General features: G+C 68.9%; 19 protein-coding genes. 10 read left to right on the top strand and 9 right to left on the bottom strand.

What is annotated here, in order from left to right:
- Positions 1 to 139: 139 nt before the first annotated feature.
- The 3 genes from J2W78_RS17745 to J2W78_RS17735 form a co-directional block, all read right to left on the bottom strand.
- Positions 140 to 799: a transglutaminase-like cysteine peptidase gene (locus J2W78_RS17745; RefSeq protein WP_253372643.1), complete on the bottom strand. Its 660-nt coding sequence runs from the start codon at positions 797 to 799 to the stop codon at positions 140 to 142.
- Positions 800 to 1,280: 481 nt separating this feature from the next.
- Complete coding sequence (locus J2W78_RS17740; RefSeq protein WP_253372641.1) at positions 1,281 to 1,904, bottom strand: PilZ domain-containing protein; 624 nt, start codon at positions 1,902 to 1,904, stop codon at positions 1,281 to 1,283.
- A 186-nt stretch (positions 1,905 to 2,090) separates the two neighbouring features.
- Positions 2,091 to 2,711, bottom strand: coding sequence for a PAS domain-containing protein (locus tag J2W78_RS17735; RefSeq protein WP_253372638.1), 621 nt, complete (start codon positions 2,709 to 2,711; stop codon positions 2,091 to 2,093).
- Positions 2,712 to 2,952: 241 nt separating this feature from the next.
- On the opposite strand from J2W78_RS17735, the gene J2W78_RS17730 reads away from it, so the two are divergent.
- From J2W78_RS17730 to J2W78_RS17720, 3 genes are all read left to right on the top strand, one after another.
- Positions 2,953 to 3,777, top strand: a complete 825-nt coding sequence (locus tag J2W78_RS17730) for a rhomboid family intramembrane serine protease (RefSeq protein WP_253372636.1) — start codon at positions 2,953 to 2,955, stop codon at positions 3,775 to 3,777.
- Between the two features lie 241 nt (positions 3,778 to 4,018).
- Positions 4,019 to 4,906 (top strand): transporter, encoded by an 888-nt coding sequence (locus tag J2W78_RS17725; protein ID WP_253372634.1) that lies wholly within the window; start codon positions 4,019 to 4,021, stop codon positions 4,904 to 4,906.
- Positions 4,907 to 5,234: 328 nt separating this feature from the next.
- Entirely contained in the window at positions 5,235 to 5,666 is a 432-nt protein-coding gene (locus tag J2W78_RS17720; protein WP_253372632.1) for a CBS domain-containing protein, read from the top strand.
- Positions 5,667 to 5,706: 40 nt separating this feature from the next.
- On the opposite strand, the gene J2W78_RS17715 is transcribed toward J2W78_RS17720, so the two are convergent.
- Genes J2W78_RS17715 through folE form a run of 3 tightly spaced genes read right to left on the bottom strand, consistent with a single transcriptional unit; the run spans position 5,707 to position 8,010 of the window.
- Positions 5,707 to 6,762: a patatin-like phospholipase family protein gene (locus J2W78_RS17715; RefSeq protein ID WP_253372631.1), complete on the bottom strand. Its 1,056-nt coding sequence runs from the start codon at positions 6,760 to 6,762 to the stop codon at positions 5,707 to 5,709.
- A complete protein-coding gene (gene hisI / locus J2W78_RS17710) occupies positions 6,759 to 7,181 on the bottom strand; it encodes a phosphoribosyl-AMP cyclohydrolase (RefSeq protein ID WP_253372629.1) in 423 nt (140 codons plus the stop codon). Before hisI ends, J2W78_RS17715 begins: the two co-directional genes overlap by 4 nt.
- Positions 7,182 to 7,200: 19 nt before the next feature.
- Complete coding sequence (folE, locus tag J2W78_RS17705) at positions 7,201 to 8,010, bottom strand: GTP cyclohydrolase I FolE (protein WP_253372627.1); 810 nt, start codon at positions 8,008 to 8,010, stop codon at positions 7,201 to 7,203.
- Between the two features lie 223 nt (positions 8,011 to 8,233).
- Between folE and J2W78_RS17700 the strand changes: the two genes are divergently transcribed.
- On the top strand, positions 8,234 to 8,695 hold the full coding sequence (locus J2W78_RS17700) for an iron-sulfur cluster assembly scaffold protein (protein ID WP_253372625.1): 462 nt from the start codon (positions 8,234 to 8,236) through the stop codon (positions 8,693 to 8,695).
- Positions 8,692 to 9,012 carry a membrane protein insertion efficiency factor YidD gene (gene yidD / locus J2W78_RS17695; RefSeq protein ID WP_253372623.1) on the top strand — a complete coding sequence of 107 codons (321 nt, stop codon included), beginning with the start codon at positions 8,692 to 8,694 and terminating at the stop codon, positions 9,010 to 9,012. The genes J2W78_RS17700 and yidD overlap by 4 nt, the downstream gene beginning before the upstream one ends.
- A 156-nt stretch (positions 9,013 to 9,168) precedes the next feature.
- Here the strand turns inward: yidD and J2W78_RS17690 are convergent, their stop codons facing one another.
- From J2W78_RS17690 to J2W78_RS17680, 3 genes are all read right to left on the bottom strand, one after another.
- Entirely contained in the window at positions 9,169 to 9,936 is a 768-nt protein-coding gene (locus J2W78_RS17690; RefSeq protein ID WP_253372621.1) for a Bax inhibitor-1/YccA family protein, read from the bottom strand.
- A gap of 217 nt (positions 9,937 to 10,153) precedes the next feature.
- On the bottom strand, positions 10,154 to 12,736 hold the full coding sequence (locus J2W78_RS17685) for an ABC transporter permease (RefSeq protein ID WP_253372619.1): 2,583 nt from the start codon (positions 12,734 to 12,736) through the stop codon (positions 10,154 to 10,156).
- A gap of 111 nt (positions 12,737 to 12,847) precedes the next feature.
- Positions 12,848 to 13,066, bottom strand: coding sequence for an ATP-binding protein (locus J2W78_RS17680; RefSeq protein WP_253372617.1), 219 nt, complete (start codon positions 13,064 to 13,066; stop codon positions 12,848 to 12,850).
- Positions 13,067 to 13,331: 265 nt separating this feature from the next.
- Between J2W78_RS17680 and J2W78_RS17675 the strand changes: the two genes are divergently transcribed.
- From J2W78_RS17675 to era, 5 genes are all read left to right on the top strand, one after another.
- Positions 13,332 to 14,081, top strand: coding sequence for a pyridoxine 5'-phosphate synthase (locus tag J2W78_RS17675; protein WP_253372615.1), 750 nt, complete (start codon positions 13,332 to 13,334; stop codon positions 14,079 to 14,081).
- On the top strand, positions 14,078 to 14,488 hold the full coding sequence (acpS, locus tag J2W78_RS17670) for a holo-ACP synthase (RefSeq protein WP_253372613.1): 411 nt from the start codon (positions 14,078 to 14,080) through the stop codon (positions 14,486 to 14,488). The genes J2W78_RS17675 and acpS overlap by 4 nt, the downstream gene beginning before the upstream one ends.
- A gap of 130 nt (positions 14,489 to 14,618) precedes the next feature.
- Positions 14,619 to 15,425, top strand: coding sequence for a signal peptidase I (lepB, locus tag J2W78_RS17665; protein WP_253372611.1), 807 nt, complete (start codon positions 14,619 to 14,621; stop codon positions 15,423 to 15,425).
- Between the two features lie 60 nt (positions 15,426 to 15,485).
- Positions 15,486 to 16,256, top strand: a complete 771-nt coding sequence (gene rnc, locus J2W78_RS17660) for a ribonuclease III (protein ID WP_253372610.1) — start codon at positions 15,486 to 15,488, stop codon at positions 16,254 to 16,256.
- 20 nt (positions 16,257 to 16,276) lie between these two features.
- Complete coding sequence (gene era, locus J2W78_RS17655) at positions 16,277 to 17,257, top strand: GTPase Era (RefSeq protein ID WP_253372609.1); 981 nt, start codon at positions 16,277 to 16,279, stop codon at positions 17,255 to 17,257.
- Positions 17,258 to 17,338: the final 81 nt, after the last annotated feature.

Below are 17,338 nucleotides of genomic sequence, written 5' to 3'. Positions count from 1 at the left end.
AAGTGACGGAAGGGTGAAGGCGGATGGCCGCTTATCTGTGCCATGGCGAGACAACCCCGATCAGGCTGGCAATCCGGTCACACTTGCCCGCGCGAACGGCTTCAGCCGTGCGGGAGCGAGCAGCGAACCGGGCCGCGGATCACCGGTTCGCCGTGGTGACGGGCGAGCTGGCCCCACCGAGCGAAACCCATGCCAGGGTGTCCTGCCCCTCGCGCTTGATGAAGACGTAGCCGGTCTCGTGCCAGGGCATCACGGCGTTGGTCTTGTTGTCGAGAATGTAGTCGCCGCGGTCGGTGACGAGGGTGAGCACGGCATGGCCCTCGCCCTTCTCGTCGATCACGACGGTCATCCGCATCGCCCGGCGCGGCAGGCCGGCCTCGGCGAGCATCCGGCGCTTGAGGAGCTGGAAGTCCTCGCAATCGCCCGCACCGTCCTCGGCGAGGTCCCAGCGGTCGGGGCGGCCCCAATGCTCCTGATCGGTGATGGGCTCGATCGTCCGGTTCACGCGCCGGTTGACCGAGACGATGCTCGACCAGACGGCCGGGGTCAGGGTGATCCGGGTGGGCTCGGCCCGGTCGAAGGCGCATTCGGCCGGATAGGACTGGCAGAACTCGGTCCAGGCCAGGATCGGCTTGGCCGCGGCACCGGGGGTGAGGCCGGCGCTCGCCGCGGGCAGGGCTGCCATCTGCGAGGCCGTCTGCGCCTCGGCGCTGCCGATGAAGCCGACGCAGAGGGCCAGCAGCGCCAGCATCCCCATCTGGAGACCCGACTTGAGATGACCCGTCCCGGTGGTGCGCATCGTGGCGTTTCCTTCGAACGAGGCCAGGATGTCGCCGCACCTCCTCCGCCGCGCTGAAGCCGATCCGCGCAATTTTATCGATTCGCCCCGGCGACGATCCGCTTCTGCGTGAGGGCGAATTGCGGCTCACGGATCTGCGGCAAATGCGGGGGATCGCGTTAGGGACCGGGAAACCCTGAAGCGCCGCCGGTCGGCCCCATGAGATCGCGGGCGCACCGGCCGCCGCATTCCGTGGTTGCGCGACGAGGGGCTGGGCATTTCGCCGGCTCCACCGCTTTGCTGCGGACGGGGCGGCGTGTCCGGGGAAGATCCGGGAGATGGAGGCTTGGGAAGGCGGGAGCGGGCGGGCGATCGGCTACTACCCCTCTGGGCCGGCGATCTTCAGGCCTCGGACCACGCGCGGCGGAACGCTCCGTTCAGGAGCCAGCCTGTGCGATGAGGTATCGATCCGGCAAGGGCTCCGATGCGGCGCCCCGTCACGTCAGAGCGTGATGCCCTCGTGGAAGCGGTCGGGTGAGATCGGCAGCATGAACTGCGCGCCGATTCCACCTTCGAAGTAGCGCACCACCCGACCGGGCGTGGAGCCGACCAGAAGGTGCGTGCCGATCGGCGGCGACGAGGCGGTGGCGAGCGCCACGCCCGACATCGAGATGTCGATGATCCGGGCGGCGATGAACCGGCCGCTTTCCAGGCGCAGCGTGACGCCGGGCTGGTTCGGCACGAGGCGTTCGTTGGTCCGGCCCTCCGGCAGGCCGAGGCTCTCGCGGTTGGCGAGCCACATGAGCTGGGACGCGATCTTGTCGCGCTTGCGCGGCGTCGCGTTGATCCGCATGGCGAAGCCCCGCGGCGGGTGGCGGACGATGACCCCTTCGAGCCGGCCGATCTGTTCGAGATACAACACTACGCGCTCGTTGAGCGCGCCGATCACGGCGCAGGTCAGGCGGACGCCGCCGGGGGACATGTCCACCGTCTGGCACGGATATTCCCGCCGGTCCGCCAACATGTAGCGACCGAGCAACGTCGCGCGCACCCGCTGGTGCCGGCGCTGCTCGGCGGCGTAATCGGACAGGGTGGGGGCCATCCCGGATCGGGAAAGCTCAGTCATGTCAGCTCGGCGGTCTCGATGTCCCTGCCGAATCACTAGCCGCGTTGCGGTTACAAAAGACTTGCAGGCATATCGAACATGACTCGCAAGCCGTCACGAAAGTGAGATCCGGCGGTGAAAGCGGTCCGTATCAAGCACCGCCCATCGCCTTCGTCCGCTGGGGACGGTGCCCCGCGCCGCAGGCGGTCAGGCGTTGCTGCGCCCCCCCTCGTGAACCAGCAGGTGGCCGAACCGGACGGGGCGGGCATCGTTGGCGGGCTCGGGCAGGGCGTCGACGAAGGTTCGCATCGCCGCGGGCTCCGGCGCGGCCGTCTCGAGCACCCGCAGGGACACGGCTTCGAGCCGCAGGATCGGGCGGCTGCCGAGCCAGGTCGGAATGCAATGGGGGCTGAGGGAGCCGAGAATGCGCGCCTGGGTCTTGCCGCGGTGGCGCAGGGGCAGGAGCAGGAGTTCGAGATCGAGAGTCTCGTCCCGCGCGGTGACGCCGGTGATCCCCGCCACCACGCCCACCGTATCGCCGGTGACGGTCTCGACGAGTTGCCACGGATCGGAGAAGGCCGGCTGCCGATCGCCCCACAGATCGACGAAGGAAGTGCCCCGCAACTCGCGGCCGAACAGGGCGCACAGGCGGGTGCCGGCCAGGCGCACCGCACTCGACTGCCGCGCCGGATCGGTTTCCAGAATGAAGCTGTCGGCGAGCAGGTTGCGGATCTCGCCGGGCTCGATCTCACCGCGCTCGGGCGCGGACCGTTCTCCGCGCAGCCGGTCCCAGTAGGTGTGAAGCTGACGGCTGGTCGGATGCTTCATGATGTTCCGCATCGGTACGGCCCGGTTCGAAACGGGCTCGGTTCTCGGTCGGCACGGGACAGAACGCGTCTCCGTGCGCCGTTCGTGGTCCCTCTCCGCACACCCTATGCCGTCCCGTCCCGGCACGCTCGCGCAACTCATCCTTAACCTTAACGGGCCATTTACGAATTCGGCGGCAATTGGCCGACCCTGTGCCCGATTGGACCTTGCGGCGTCCCGCCTGCCCCCGACATGGTGCCGAATGGATGCTTCTCCCGACCTGCCGCACCAGGGCCGCGTACCCGTCTTCAACCTGCCGAGGGTCGTCACGGTCTCGATCGCGGTTCTGGCCGTGATCCACATCGTCCGCAGCGTCCTGCCGGATGAACTCGACCTGTCGGTGCTCCTCAACCTCGCCTTCATTCCCGCCCGCTGGACCGCCGCGTTCGATCCCGCATCCGCGGCCGAGATCGTCCGGGCGGCAGGGGAGGGAGCGGCCCGGCCCGACATTGCCACGGCGCGGCAGGAATTCGCCCGCTATCTCGTCGCCGAGCCGTCGGCGATGCCCTGGACCGGCGCGACCTACGCCCTGCTGCACGGCTCGTGGGTGCACCTGATCTTCAACGCGGTGTGGCTCGCCGTCTTCGGCACCCCGATCGCGCGTCGCTACGGGGTCCTGCGCTATGGCCTGCTGGCGCTCGCAGGCGTCGTGGTCGGCGCGCTCGTCCACCTCTTCGTCGATCCCTACAGCCTGATGCCGCTGGTCGGCGCCTCGGCCGGCATCTCGGCCCTCATGGCGGCAGCGGCCCGCTTCGTGTTCCAGCCTCCGCCGCCCTTCGTGGCCGGGGCGCCCTGGCAATTGCCGCCGCGGCCGAGGCTGCAGACGATCCCCGAATTGCTGCGCAACCGCCCGGCGGTGCTGTTCCTCGGGGTCTGGTTCGTCACCAACCTGCTGTTCGGCGTCCTGGCCCTGCCGCTCGGGGGCAGCGAGGGGCCGATTGCCTGGGACGCGCATCTCGGCGGCTTCGCCGCCGGCTTCTTTCTTCTGCCGCTGATGGAGCGCCGCGGCAGGTCACAACGGGGTTAATCATCCGTTACGAAAGCGCTCTCGGGGCCTTCATTCCGAGATGATAGCCTGGATATAGACGAATTTTTTCAGACACTTCCAAGGTTTGCCAAAACGGCCTGTGACTTTGGCGCCACATCGGTTTCTTTTGAAATGGAGGTGGCAATAAAACGGCCGCCTCGTCCGTCGATTATCTGAACGAAAGCGGATTAAAACCAAACCAGCAAATGATCGCTTTGTTCCTGATGGAGAGTGGACCCCGGTGAAACAACGAGCAGCCGTCATCGCCCGTCTCGGGCTCGCCCTATCCGCCGCTGCGTGGGGCCTCGGTGGCACAGCCGCCCAAGCCGCCTCCGCCGCGCAGCCCGGCCAGACCGTCGGTGTGCCGTTCGGTGCGCCGTTCCCGAAGGGCTTCTACGCCGTGAACCTGTCGAGCTTCGGCGTGCGCGAGACTTCGCCGCTCGATTCCGAGAGCAACGTCAACCTGCCGACCCTGCTGTGGGCGACGCCCTTCTCCGTTCTCGGCGGGCAGGTGCAGTTCGTCTTCGTCGCGCCCATCGCCGCCTCCAGCGTGCGCGGCGCGCCCTACAACAGCGGCTGGGGTCAGCCCCTGCTCGCGGGCCAGCTCGCCTGGGATCTCGGTGGCGGCGTCGGCGTCAGCTACCTTCTCGGCGGCTACCTCCCCTGGGACACCCGCTTCCTCACCCAGTCCCCCTCGCTGAGCCACCGCTTCGCGCTCACCTACGCCGCCAACGACTGGGCCATCACCGGCAACCTGCTCTACGGCCACATCCTCGAGCCGCGCTCGCCCAACGGCGTGCTCTATCCCGATTACCTCAACCTCGACGTCACCCTGACCAAGAAGTTCGGCAAGTGGCAGGTCGGCCCCGTGGCCTTCGGCTCGGTCGATCTCACGACCAACGTCGTCGGCTACCGGCAGCAGGGCCAGATCGCGGTGGGCGGCCTCGTCGGCTACAACTTCGGCTTCATGAACGTGCAGGGCTACGTCACCCGCGACGTGGCTGAGCGCAACTACGGCGGCAAGGAAACCCGCGGCTGGCTGCGCATCATCGTCCCGTTCCTGCAGAACAAGGGTGAGGCCGAGCCGAACCGTACCCTGATCACCCGCCGTCAGGCTGAGGGGCGCTGAGAGAGGACTCACGCGCCGACCGCGTCACGATACGAAGCCGGCCCCGATGGCGCTCCGCCGTCCGGGTCGGCTTTTTCATTGCACGCTGTCCGTGATCGAGGTGCCGGTGCCGTGCAAAGCCGCGCATCACGCAAGAACACATCGGCCCTCACGGCGACAGTGAACTTTTCTTCCGATTTTTCTCTTTCATGAACAATAGCGCCTCGTCCGGCGCTTGCCAGCGCGGCCGAGGCGCCACACACTTGCCAGGGAAGAACCGGGGCCAACCCGGTCGTATCCGCTCCCGCACCGCGGGCTGACGGTGCGGTCACCCTTGGGAGGAGACTTCATGACCGTTGCGCGTATCCTGGCAGAGAAAGGCGGCTCGGTGGTCACGGTGCCGCCCCATCGCACCATCGACGAGGCGATCCACCTGCTGGCCGAGAAGCAGATTGGTGCCCTCGTGGTCGGCGATGCCGAGGGCCGCGTGATCGGCATCCTGTCCGAGCGCGACGTGATGCGGGCGCTGGCCAGCGAAGGCGCCTCGGCCCTCGACCGCCCGATCTCGCATCACATGACCGCGAAGGTCGTCACCTGCACCCGGCGCGCCAGCATCGAGGACGTGATGGAGACGATGACGGAAGGCCGCTTCCGCCACCTGCCGGTGGTGGAGGAGGGGCGTCTGGTCGGTGTCGTCTCGATCGGTGACGTGGTGAAGCGGCGTATCGCGACCGTCGAAGCCGAGCATCGGGCGATGCGCGACTACATCACGATGGCCTGACGACAGGCGGGAATCGGGGCTCGTATCACTCGCGGCGGCCTTAACCGCGCGCCGCCGCGCCCTCGATCATGCGCCGGATCTCGGGCAGGGCCGTCCGCACCGCCTGACGGCCGAGGGCGATTCCGTCGGCCGCCCGGTGGAACTCGAACTGTCCGAACTCGGCAAGAAGCGGCCGGATCGCCACGTCCGGCGGTTCGCTCGCGAGCCGTGCCCGTGAGATCCGATCCTGGGTGATGTTGAACGCGTCGAGCATGACCCGCGCGACGCCGGGGCTCGGCGGGACGGCGGATGGCGCTGGCGCCGGTCTGCGGCGGCCCATGAGGCGGCGGCTCGCGCCGCTCAGCAGCCCCCAGCGGCCCCGGCGGCGCATGGTGGCCTCCAGCGTCTGCTCGATCGCACGCTCGACCGGCTCGTCGGGAGGGTCGTACACGGGATCGTCCCGCTCGGGACGGATCACCGTCGCGGGCGCGCGCGTCTCGCCCGCGAGATTCACGCAGATGACGAGGTCGGCGCCGAGTTCGCGTGCCAAGCGGACGGGCACCGGATTCACCAGCGTCCCGTCCATCAGCAGGCGCCCTTCGAGCGCGACCGGCGGGAAGATGCCGGGGATGGCGTAGGAAGCCCGCACCGCCTCGACCAGGGGGCCGCGGGACAACCACACCTCGTGGCCGGTGCCGAGTTCGGTCGCCACGCTGGCGAAGGCAAGACGCAGATCCTCGATGCGGAAACCGTCGAGTTCGCGTGCGAGACGGCGGCGCAGGCGCTCGCCCGCGATCAGGCCGGATCCGGTGATGCGCGGGTCGAGCAGGCCGACCACCCGGCGGCGGGTGAGCGAGAGTGCGAACGCCTTGAGGGCGCCGATGCGGCCCGCGGCGTAGGCCCCGCCGACCACGGCACCGATGGAGCAGCCCGCAACCACCTCCGGGAAGATCCCGGCTTCCTCCAACCCCTCGATCACGCCGATATGCGACCAGCCGCGGGCGGAGCCGCCGCCGAGTGCCAGACCGATGCGGGGGGAGCGGAAGCGCGGCGCCACCGGTTCCACGGCCCCTTCCGGAAAATGGGGCACGGTGGAACGGGACGCCTCGAACATCATCGATCCGGGTCGGCAGGGACGAGGGTAGGGGTGCCGGTGGCAGGATCGCGCTCGACCGCGCGGTAGAAGCAGGAGCGGCGGCCGGTATGGCAGCAGCCGCCGTCGCCGGCGACGTCCACCCGGATCAGAATCGCGTCCTGATCGCAATCGACCCGCATCTCCACGACCCGCTGGATCTGCCCGGAGGTCGCGCCCTTGTGCCAGAGTTCACTGCGGGAGCGCGACCAGTACCATGCCTCGCCGGTCTCCAGGGTGCGGGCGAGGGCCTCGGCGTTCATGTGTGCGAGCATCAGCACGCGCCCGTCCCCCGCATCGACGGCGATGCAGGCCACGAGGCCGTCGGGGCCGAAGCGCGGCGTGAGCCCCGCGCCTTCCTCGATCTCGGCGCGGGTGCCGGGGGAAGCGAATCGGTCGGTCATGATCGCAGGCTGATACGTCTCAGCCCTTCGGGTTCCGGACGAAAGTCAGGAAGCGGACCTGCTCGGACGGATCGTTCTTGTAGATGCCACGGAACTGCGTGGTGATAGTGGAGACGCCGGCCTTCTGCACGCCGCGCATCGCCATGCAGAGATGCTCGGCCTCGATCATCACCGCGCAGCCGCGCGGCTGAAGGATGCTCTCGATCGTGTCGGCGATCTGCGCGGTCATGGTCTCCTGCGTCTGCAGGCGACGGGCGAAGGCATCGACCACGCGGGCGAGCTTGGAGAGGCCGACCACGCCCTTCGTGGGGTAGTAGGCGATGTGGGCGAGCCCCATGAACGGCACCATGTGGTGCTCGCAGTGGGAATAGAACGGGATGTCGCGCACCAGTACGGCGTCGGAGTAGCCCTCGACTTCCTCGAAAACCCGCTCCAAGAGCGCGTCCGCGTCGGCGCGGTAGCCGCCGAAGATCTGCTCATAGGCCTTCACCACCCGGGCGGGGGTGTCGATCAGCCCCTCGCGGGTCGGGTCGTCGCCGGCCCAACGCAGGAGCGTGCGCACGGCGGCCTCCGCCTCCTGCCGGCTCGGGCGGCCGAGCGCCACCTCGTTCGGCACCCGCTGGGCCGATTCGGGCAGGGGCGCGATGTCGGGGGCGATGTCGGGACGGCCCGGATCGTTGGCGCCGCGCATTCCTTGTAGGCCGACCGAACTCATGCGTCGCTCGTCGTCGCTCATGCCGTAGGACAGGGATTTGAGAGCGGCATCCATGGCATCTCCGGCCTTCGCCACACGCGCCTTCAAGGTGGTGCTGTCGGGCTTGGCGTACATCGTCGATCCGTCCCGGCGTCTTAAAAGCTCAAGTGCCGACGCCCTCGAACGATCCGAATCCTGGGCCAGGGCGTGACCGGGGTCGACGGTACCATTCTCGCGGAATGGCGGTGTCGCGCCTATATCGTCGCAATCGCGCCGTCGCGCAATGCATGGCATGCGTATCTGGCGCAACGAATCCTGCGACCTCACTCGAACAGGCGCCGCGAAAGGCGTGTCAGCGATGATCGACGACATCTACAACCGCCGCATCCTGGAACTGGCCGCCGACATTCCCCGCCTCGGCCGGCTGGCGGCGCCGGACGCCACCGCCACGGCCCATTCCAAATTGTGCGGCTCGACCGTCACCGTCGATCTGAGTCTGGAGGCGGACGGCGTCACGGTCGCCGACTTCGCCCATGACGTGAAGGCCTGCGCCCTCGGGCAGGCCTCCTCCTCGCTGATGGCCCGCCATGTCGTCGGCGCGACGGCCGAGGAGTTGCGTGCGGTTCGCGCCCGGATGCGGGCGATGCTGAAGGAGAACGGTCCCGCGCCGGAGGGCGAATGGGCGGATCTTTCCGTGCTGGAACCGGTGCGCGACTTTCGAGCCCGTCACGCCTCCACACTCCTGACCTTCGACGCCGTGGTGGACGCCCTCGACCAGATCGCCGCCCGCAAAGGCTCCGGCGCGCCCGAAGCCGCATGATTCGCCGGGCGGCGCATGGGGCGATCCGCGCCTACCAGCTCACGCTTTCCGGGTTGGTCGGGCGCCATTGTCGGCACTGGCCATCCTGCTCGGCCTATACCGATGAGGCGATCCAGCGGCATGGCCTCTGGGCCGGCGGCTGGATCGGCTTTGCCCGCATCTGCCGCTGCGGTCCGTTCGGCACACACGGCATCGACCTCGTCCCCGAACATCTGCCGGAGCGGGCCGCATGGCACCGGCCCTGGTCCTACGGCCGCTGGCGCGGTGTCGAAGCGCCGCCGCCCTTGGTGTGCGAGGCGGTGGAAGAGGGCCGCTGACGGCCTTCATTTTCCGAGATTCGTCGGCCACCGCGCGGCCTGCCGACAGCTCGTGCGGCCAGCAGGACTGCGGGACGGGCGTTCCGGCGATAGCGCGCACGAAAAAGCCCCGACCTTTCGGCCGGGGCTCTCTCGTTTCGGAATCTGCGTCGTCGCTTAGCGGCGGTCGCCGAGCAGCGAGAGCAGGAACTGGAACATGTTGATGAAGTCCAGATACAGCGTCAGGGCGCCGTTGATGGACATCTTGGCCGCGCCCTCGGCATCGAAGCCGCTGTAGAGGTACATCTCCTTGAGCTTCTGCGTGTCGTAGGCGGTCAGGCCGGCGAAGATGAGAACGCCGAGCACCGAGATCGCGAACTGAAGCGCGGAAGAGGCCAGGAAGAGGTTCACCAGCGAAGCGATGATGATGCCGATCAGGCCCATGATCAGGAACGAGCCCATGCCCGACAGGCTACGCTTCGTGGTGTAGCCGTAGAGGCTCAGGCCCGCGAAGGTCGCCGCCGTGATGAAGAACACCCGCACCACGCTGCCACCCGTGAACACGAGTAACAGGGTGGACATCGAGGCGCCCATCACCGCCGCGAACGCCCAGAACATCATGCGTGCGGACGAGGCCGACATGCGGTCCATCCGGAACGAGAACACGAAGATGAAGGCGAGCGGCGCCAGCATCAGCACCCACTTGAAGGGGCTGTTGTAGAGGAACTGCCCGAACGGAGTCAGGGCGACACGGCCGGCACCGGTCTGCGCGACGGCGGCCATGTTGAGGGCGAGCGCCACGAGACCGGAGATCCCGAGGCCGACGACCATGTTGTTGTAGACGCCCAGCATGAAGCTGCGCAGGCCCTGGTCGACTTCGACCTGAGAGCCGGCGTACCCCTGCGGCTGGGCGCCGGCGCGGAACGGGCTGTTGTCGAATGCCATGAAAGTTTCCCTTGAAACCTCTCGGCGCGGAGTTGTGACGGGGTCCACGCGCGACCCCTGGCGCATCGAACGCGCCTTAGGCTCGAATATGTTCGCTTGAAGAACCATAAACAAGTGGGCCCTCAGCGTGCGGCCGCGTTTTCAACCTCCCGGAATAACGAAGATTTTTGCCGATCGATCGGGATGAAAAATCCCGTTCAATCGTGGCGACCTATTTTCAGAACTGGCGCAGATAGGGAGCCGGCCGCTGGCCGAGGATGCGCCACGTCCCCGCCAGCCCCACCACGACGGCGAAGACGACGGCGAAACCGGCAACCGCCAGCGCTCCGGCCGGGTCGGGCGCGAAGTCGAGGCGCATCACCCGGGAGACGATCACCCAGCCCGCAACCGATCCGGCCAGGATGCCGAACAGCGCGGTAATGAGCCCGAGGGCGCCGTATTCCAGGGCGTAAGCCGAGAGCAGGCGCATCCGCGTGGCGCCGAGAACCTTCAGCACCACCGCGTCGTAGAGCCGGGCGCGGTGGCCGGCGGCGAGCGCGCCGGCCAGAACCAGAAGGCTCGCGATCACCGCGACGACGCTGGCGCCGCGGATCGCCAGGACCAGCTTGTGCACGAGGTCGTTGACGGCATCGAGCGCGTCCTTCACCCGCACGCTCGTCACCGAGGGGAAGGCCTTCGCCGCATCACGCACCACCTCGGCTTCCAGCTTCGGGTCAGGCCCGTTGGGGAGCGTCAGGGTCGCGAGGTCGGCATGCGGCGCGCCGCGGAAGGTGCCGGGGGAGAACACCATCACGAAGTTGATGCCGAGCGAGCGCCACTCGATCTGGCGCAGGTTGGCGACCCGCGCAGTGATCGGGCGGCCGAGCACGTTGACGGTCACCGTGCCGCCGACCTTGAGCCCGAGGGCGCGCGCCAGTTCGAGATCGAAGGAGACGAGCGGCTGGCGCGCCTCGTCCGCGCTCCACCACGCCCCCTCGACGATCGACGAGCCGTCCGGCGGGGTCTCGGCGTAGGTGATGCCCCGGTCGCCGTCGAGCACCCAGGCGGCGTCTTCCGGCGGCTTGATCTGGCCGGCCGGTACGCCGTTCAGCGCCGTGATCCGTCCGCGCATCATCGGCACCCGCTCGATCTTGGCGTCGGGCGCGCGGGCACCGAGGAAGGCGGAGAACGCGTCCGCCTCACGCGAGGGCACGTCGAGGAAGAACAGGCTCGGGGCCCGGCCCGGAAGTGAGCTTTCGAGCGCGCGGGTGATGTTGCTGTCGATGGCGCTGAGCGTCACCAGCAGCGTCGTGCCGAGGCCGAGCGAGAGCACCACCGCCGGGGTCAGGGCACCGGGACGGTGCAGGTTGGCCAAAGCCATGCGCGGCACCATGCCCTTCGGCCGCGGCAGACGGGCGGCCCCGGCCATCAGTCCCGCCGCGACGAGGCGTAAGGCCCCGAAGGCAAGCGCGGCGGCCGCCATGAAGATCAGCGCCACCTTGCGGTCGAAAGCGGTGACGAGGGCAAGGCCCGCGAGCGCAAGCAGGGCGGCGGCGAGCACCGCGAGGTAGCGCCAGCGCGGGCGGCGCGCGGACGGATCGACGGCATCGCGAAACAGCCCGGCGACGGAGACGTCGTGGGCGCGGCCGAGCGGCAGGATCGCGAAGGCGAGCGCCGTCAGCAGCCCGTAGGCCGCCGCCAGAGCGAGGCGGGCCGGGGCGATCTCGGGGTTGAGCGGCAGCGGAAGCTGGTCGCGGAGTGCAAGGTCGAGAAGGAACGGTAGGGCCGCGCCGACGGCGAGGCCGAGCACGGTGCTGATCGCGGCGATCAGCATCACCTGGATCAGGTAGAGCGCGACCACCTGCGAGCCCGGCGCGCCGACGCTCTTGAGGGTGGCGATCGAGGCCTGCTTGCCATCGACGAAAGCGCGCGCGGCATTCGCCACGCCGACCCCGCCGACGATCAGCGCGGTGAGTCCGACGAGCGTCAGGAACTGCGTGAAGCGCTCGATGCCCTTGGCGAAGCGCGGATCAGCGTTGTCACGCGCGCGCATCTCGAAGCCGGCCTCGGGCAGGGCCTTCTGCACCGCCGCGTTGACCGCCGTCAGGCGCGCGTCGTCGGCGCCGGGCATCTGCAGGCGGTAGGTGAAGCGGTTGAGGCTGCCGGGTTGGATCAGGCCGGTGGCGCGCAGCGCGGCGAGCGAGACGAGCAGGCGCGGCCCGAATCCGATGCCGGAGCCGATCCGGTCGGGTTCCGAGGCGAGGGCGGCGCGGATCTCGATGGGAAAGCCGCCGAGCGTCACCCGGTCGCCGGGCTTGAGCCCGAGCCGGGTCAGCAAGGCCGGGTCGGCCGCCGCGCCGAAAACGCCGTCCCGTTCCGCGATGAGATCCTGCACCGGCGCCTGCGGGTCCGTCTCGACCGTGCCGACTGCCGGATAGCTCGGATCGACCGCCTTCAACTCGACCAGGGCCGCGCCGCCATCGCCCGCCACCGCCATGGCGCGCAGGCTCGCGACCTCCGAGACCGGCGCCTGCCCCTCCAGCACGGCCCGCTCGGCCGGCGTCGCCTCGCGGTTGATCAGGCTGTAGGTGATGTCGCCGCCGAGAATCCGCCGGCCCTCGCGCCCGAGCCCGCCGGAGAGCGAGGCGGCGATCGAGGTGACGCCGCTGATCGCCGCCACGCCGAGCGCGATGCAGGCGATGAACACCCGAAAGCCCGAGAGCCCGCCGCGCAGCTCGCGCAGGGCCAGCCGGAGGGTGAGCGGCAGACGGGAGGCGGGGACCGGCTTCGAAGAATCCGGCTGGGACAGCGTGCCGTGCATGCGGGCTCGAGCGTTTCGTCGCCGGTCGGGCCGGCGGGGCCAATCTGGGCATTGAAGCGGCGCACGCAACTGTTCGCACCGCCGCACGGATCCATGCGGATCAGGACAGTATCACGGCACCGTCACGGGAAGGTCGATCGTCACCCGTGTTCCGACACCTTCCTCGCTTTCGATGGCGATCTGCCCGCGCAGGGTCGAGACGACGAGATTGTCGGCGATGTGCAGGCCGAGCCAGGTGCTGTCCTTGTCGCGTCCGGTGGTGAAGAACGGGTCGAAGATCCGCCGCAGGTTTTCCCGCGGGATGCCGTGGCCGTCGTCCCGCACGACCATCCGGATCTGCGTGTCGCCGCGCCGGCTGACGTCGAGGACAGGCGTGTTGGACCTCGTGGCCCTTGCGCCGCAGGATCGGATCGAGCGTGCTCATCTCCGCGAAAGGCCGGGCGTCCGGCCGGGTGAGCAGCAGGGTCGCCGGCAGCAGGACCAGGACGGCGACGGCGAGCCGCAGCGCGGTGCCGCCACCCGGGACCCTTCCAAGCACCGGCGGCAGCCGCTACACCGGCAGCCCTTCGATCCGCCGAGTATCGGAAAGCCAGCCGTGTCGTCCCTGCGCCTGGGCGTGAACATCGATCACGTCGCCACCGTCCGCAACGCCCGCGGCGGGCTCGCGCCCGATCCGGTGCGCGCCGCCCACGAGGCCGTGGCGGCGGGTGCCGACGGCATCACCGCGCATTTGCGCGAGGATCGCCGCCATATCCGCGACGCCGACATCGCGGCGCTCAGGAAACTGCCGGTGCCGCTCAACCTCGAAATGGCGGCGACCGACGAGATGGTCGGCATCGCGCTCGCCACCCGGCCGCATGCCGCCTGCCTCGTGCCGGAGAAGCGCGAGGAGCGCACCACCGAGGGCGGCCTCGACATCATCTCCGGCCGCGCGCATCTGGCCCCGCGCATCGCCACGCTGTCGGAGGCCGGCATCCGCGTCTCGCTGTTCGTCGAACCCGACGAGGCGGTGATGGAGGCGGCCCACGCCCTGCACGCGCCCGTGGTCGAGCTGCATACCGGCTCCTATTGCGAGGCGGTGATCGAGGGCGATCAAACGAGAATCGCGCACGAACTCGGCCGCATCGTGCGGGCCAGCGCGCACGGCGCCGGGCTCGGCCTCGAGATCCATGCCGGTCACGGCCTCACCGTGGAGAGCGTCGGCCCGGTGGCGGCGCTGCCGCAGATCCGCGAGCTGAACATCGGCCACGCCCTGATCGCCGAGGCGATCTTCGTCGGCCTGCGGCAGGCGGTTCACGACATGCGCGCGGCGATGGACCGGGCGCGTCGGCAGGCCGAGCCGTGATCCTCGGCATCGGCACCGATCTCTGCGACATCCGCCGCATCGAGTCCTCGCTCGAACGCTTCGGCGAACGCTTCACCCATCGCGTCTTCACCGACGGCGAGCGGGCGAAATGCGACCGGCGGGCCGCCCGCGGCCCGTCCTACGCGCGGCGCTTCGCCGCCAAGGAGGCTTGCGCCAAGGCGCTCGGCACCGGCATGAGCCAGGGCGTGTTCTGGCGCGACATGGAGGTGGTCAACCTGCCCAGCGGCCAGCCGACGCTCAATTTGAGCGGCGGTGCGCGGGAACACCTCGCCCGCATGGTTCCGGAGGGTTACGAGGCGCGGCTGCACCTCACGCTGACCGATGAGCCGCCTCTCGCACAAGCCTTCGTGATCATCGAGGCGGTGCCGATTACCGCGACATCATAGGTTTGTATCTGCACATCCCCTGCGTTGCGGGGCGGCGCAGCATAGTCTAGACCCGCCGCCCAGCAGGACAGCCACCGCCACGTGGGACGCGGCTGCCGATCTTACGGCGGGGCCGGAGGCTGTTTCACTCATGAGCATGGGACGCGCGCGCTTGGATCGCGAGGGCAAGACGGAGATCCGGCCGGCCGAGCCCGGAACCTGGGCGAGCATCCGGGAAACCGTGAAAGTCGGCGTGCAGGCGCTGCTCATCGCGCTCGTGGTGCGCACGCTGCTGTTCCAGCCGTTCAACATCCCCTCGGGCTCGCTGATCCCGACGCTGCTGATCGGCGACTACCTGTTCGTCTCGAAATACACCTACGGCTACTCGAAATACTCCTTGCCGCTCTCCGAGTACCTGCCGTTCCAGGCGAATGGGCGGGTCTGGGGCGCCGAGCCGAAGCGCGGCGACATCGCCGTCTTCAAGTTGCCGAAGGATAATTCGACCGACTACATCAAGCGCGTGATTGGCCTGCCCGGCGACAAGATCCAAGTGATCGAGGGCGTGCTCAACATCAACGGCAAGCCGGTCAAGCGCGAGCGCATCGCCGATTACGAGACGCTCGATGCCTTCGACCAGACGGTGAAGGTCGCCCAGTACAACGAGACGCTGCCGGGCGGCGTGACGCACCGGGTGATCGAGCGCGATGGCGACCGCGGCTTCTGGGACAACACCGAGGTCTACACGGTGCCGGCCGGTCACTTCTTCATGATGGGCGACAACCGCGACAACTCCACGGATTCGCGCGACCTCGCCAGCGTCGGCTACGTGCCGTTCGAGAACTTCGTCGGCCGCGCCGAGATGATCTTCTTCTCCATCGACGAGCGCACCCCCGCCTGGCAGATCTGGCGCTGGCCGTCGGACGTGCGCTGGGGCCGCATCTTCTCGACGATTCACTGACCTCCTGACGAACGTGACAGCGACGGGACGATCCGCCCCTCTCCCTTGGGGAAGAGGGCGATGAGCGAGGACGGCGAAGGCGCCGCTCGCTCCAGCCGCGCCCGGCGCGCGCATCGTCCCCGGCCGAGCCTCGCGGTGCTGGAGGCGCGCATCGGCCACGTCTTCGCCGATCCCACCTTGCTGCCGCTGGCGCTCACCCATGTGAGCAAGGCTGGTCCCTCCGGCCGGGTCGGCAGCTATCAGCGCCTCGAATTCTTGGGCGACCGGGTGCTCGGGCTCGCGGTCGCCGAGACGCTGTACAAGGCCCTGCCGGGCGCGGAGGAGGGCGAGCTGTCGCGGCGTCTGGCCGGCCTCGTGCGGCGCGAGACCTGTGCCGTGGTGGCCGAGGCCTGGGAGGTCGGGCCGCATCTCAATCTCGGCCCCGGCGAGATCCAGACCGGCGGGCGGCGCAACCAGACCATTCTGGCCGATGTCTGCGAGGCGATTCTCGGCGCGGTGTTCCTCGACGCCGGCTATGAGGCGACGCGGGCGATCGTGCAGCGCGCCTTCCGCCCCGGCGAGGAAACCGCGGCCCCGCGCGGGCGCGATGCGAAATCGGCCTTGCAGGAATGGGCGATGGCGCGCAGCCTCGCGATCCCGGTCTACGAGGTGGTGGAGCGCTCCGGGCCCGACCACGCCCCGGTCTTCCGGATCGCGGCGCGGGTCGAAGGCATCGAACCCGGATATGGCGAGGGCGCCTCGAAGCGCGTCGCGGAGCAGGAGGCGGCTCGTGCCGTGCTCGCCCGCGAGGGCATCGGTGGGACGCAAGGACAGGATGGATCAGGTGTTTAGGTCGCGGATGGTCGAATCGGATGTCTGAGCACGAGCCGGAACACGAGGCTGACGAAGACGGCGCCCCGCAGGAACAGCGGCCGGACGTGCAGCAAGCGACGCAGGAAGGGACGCGTGCGGGCTTCGTCGCGCTGATCGGCGTGCCGAATGCCGGCAAGTCGACCCTGCTCAACGCCCTCGTCGGCGCCAAGGTCTCGATCGTCTCGCGAAAGGTCCAGACGACGCGGGCGCTGGTGCGCGGCATCGTCATGGAGGGCGAGGCGCAGATCGTGCTGGTGGACACGCCCGGCATCTTCGCCCCGAAGCGCCGCCTCGACCGGGCCATGGTGCACTCCGCCTGGAGCGGCGCTGCAGATGCCGATGCGATCTGCCTGCTGATCGATGCCCGGAAAGGTGCGGACGAGGAGGTCGAGACCATCCTGCGCCGCCTGCCTGAGGTGAAGCGGCCCAAGATCCTGATCCTCAACAAGATCGACCTGATCGCCCGCGAGCGCCTGCTCGAATTGGTGGCAAAGCTCAACGCGATGGTGCCGTTCGAGGACACCTTCCTGATCTCGGCGCTCAAGGGCGACGGTGTCGCCGACCTGCGCAAGGCGCTGGCCGCGCGGATGCCGCCGAGCCCATGGCTCTACCCCGAGGACCAGATCTCCGACGCGCCGCTACGCATGCTGGCCGCCGAGATCACCCGGGAAAAGATCTACGACCGCTTGCACGAGGAATTGCCCTACCGCTCCACCGTCGAGACCGACCAGTGGCAGGTGCGGCCCGACGGATCGGTGCGCATCGAGCAGACGATCTTCGTCGAGCGCGAGAGCCAGCGCTCGATCGTGCTGGGCAAGAACGGCCAGACCATCAAGGCGATCGGGCAGGCGGCCCGCATCGAGATCACCGAGGTGGCCGAGGCCAAGGTGCACCTGTTCCTGCACGTGAAGGTCCGCGAGAACTGGGCCGACGATCCCGCGCGCTATCGCGAGATGGGCCTCGAATTCCCGACGGGCTGACCTCTATTCCCTCATCCATCCCATCCTCGCCCTCATCCTGAGGTGCCCGCCCGAGCGGGCTTTGACGGATCCTCCAGGGAT

The sequence above is a fragment of the Methylorubrum extorquens genome, from assembly GCF_024169925.1.
Lineage (GTDB): Bacteria > Pseudomonadota > Alphaproteobacteria > Rhizobiales > Beijerinckiaceae > Methylobacterium > Methylobacterium extorquens_A.
Note: the sequence above shows the minus strand (reverse complement) of the source record. Positions and strands in the feature narration are given on the sequence as shown.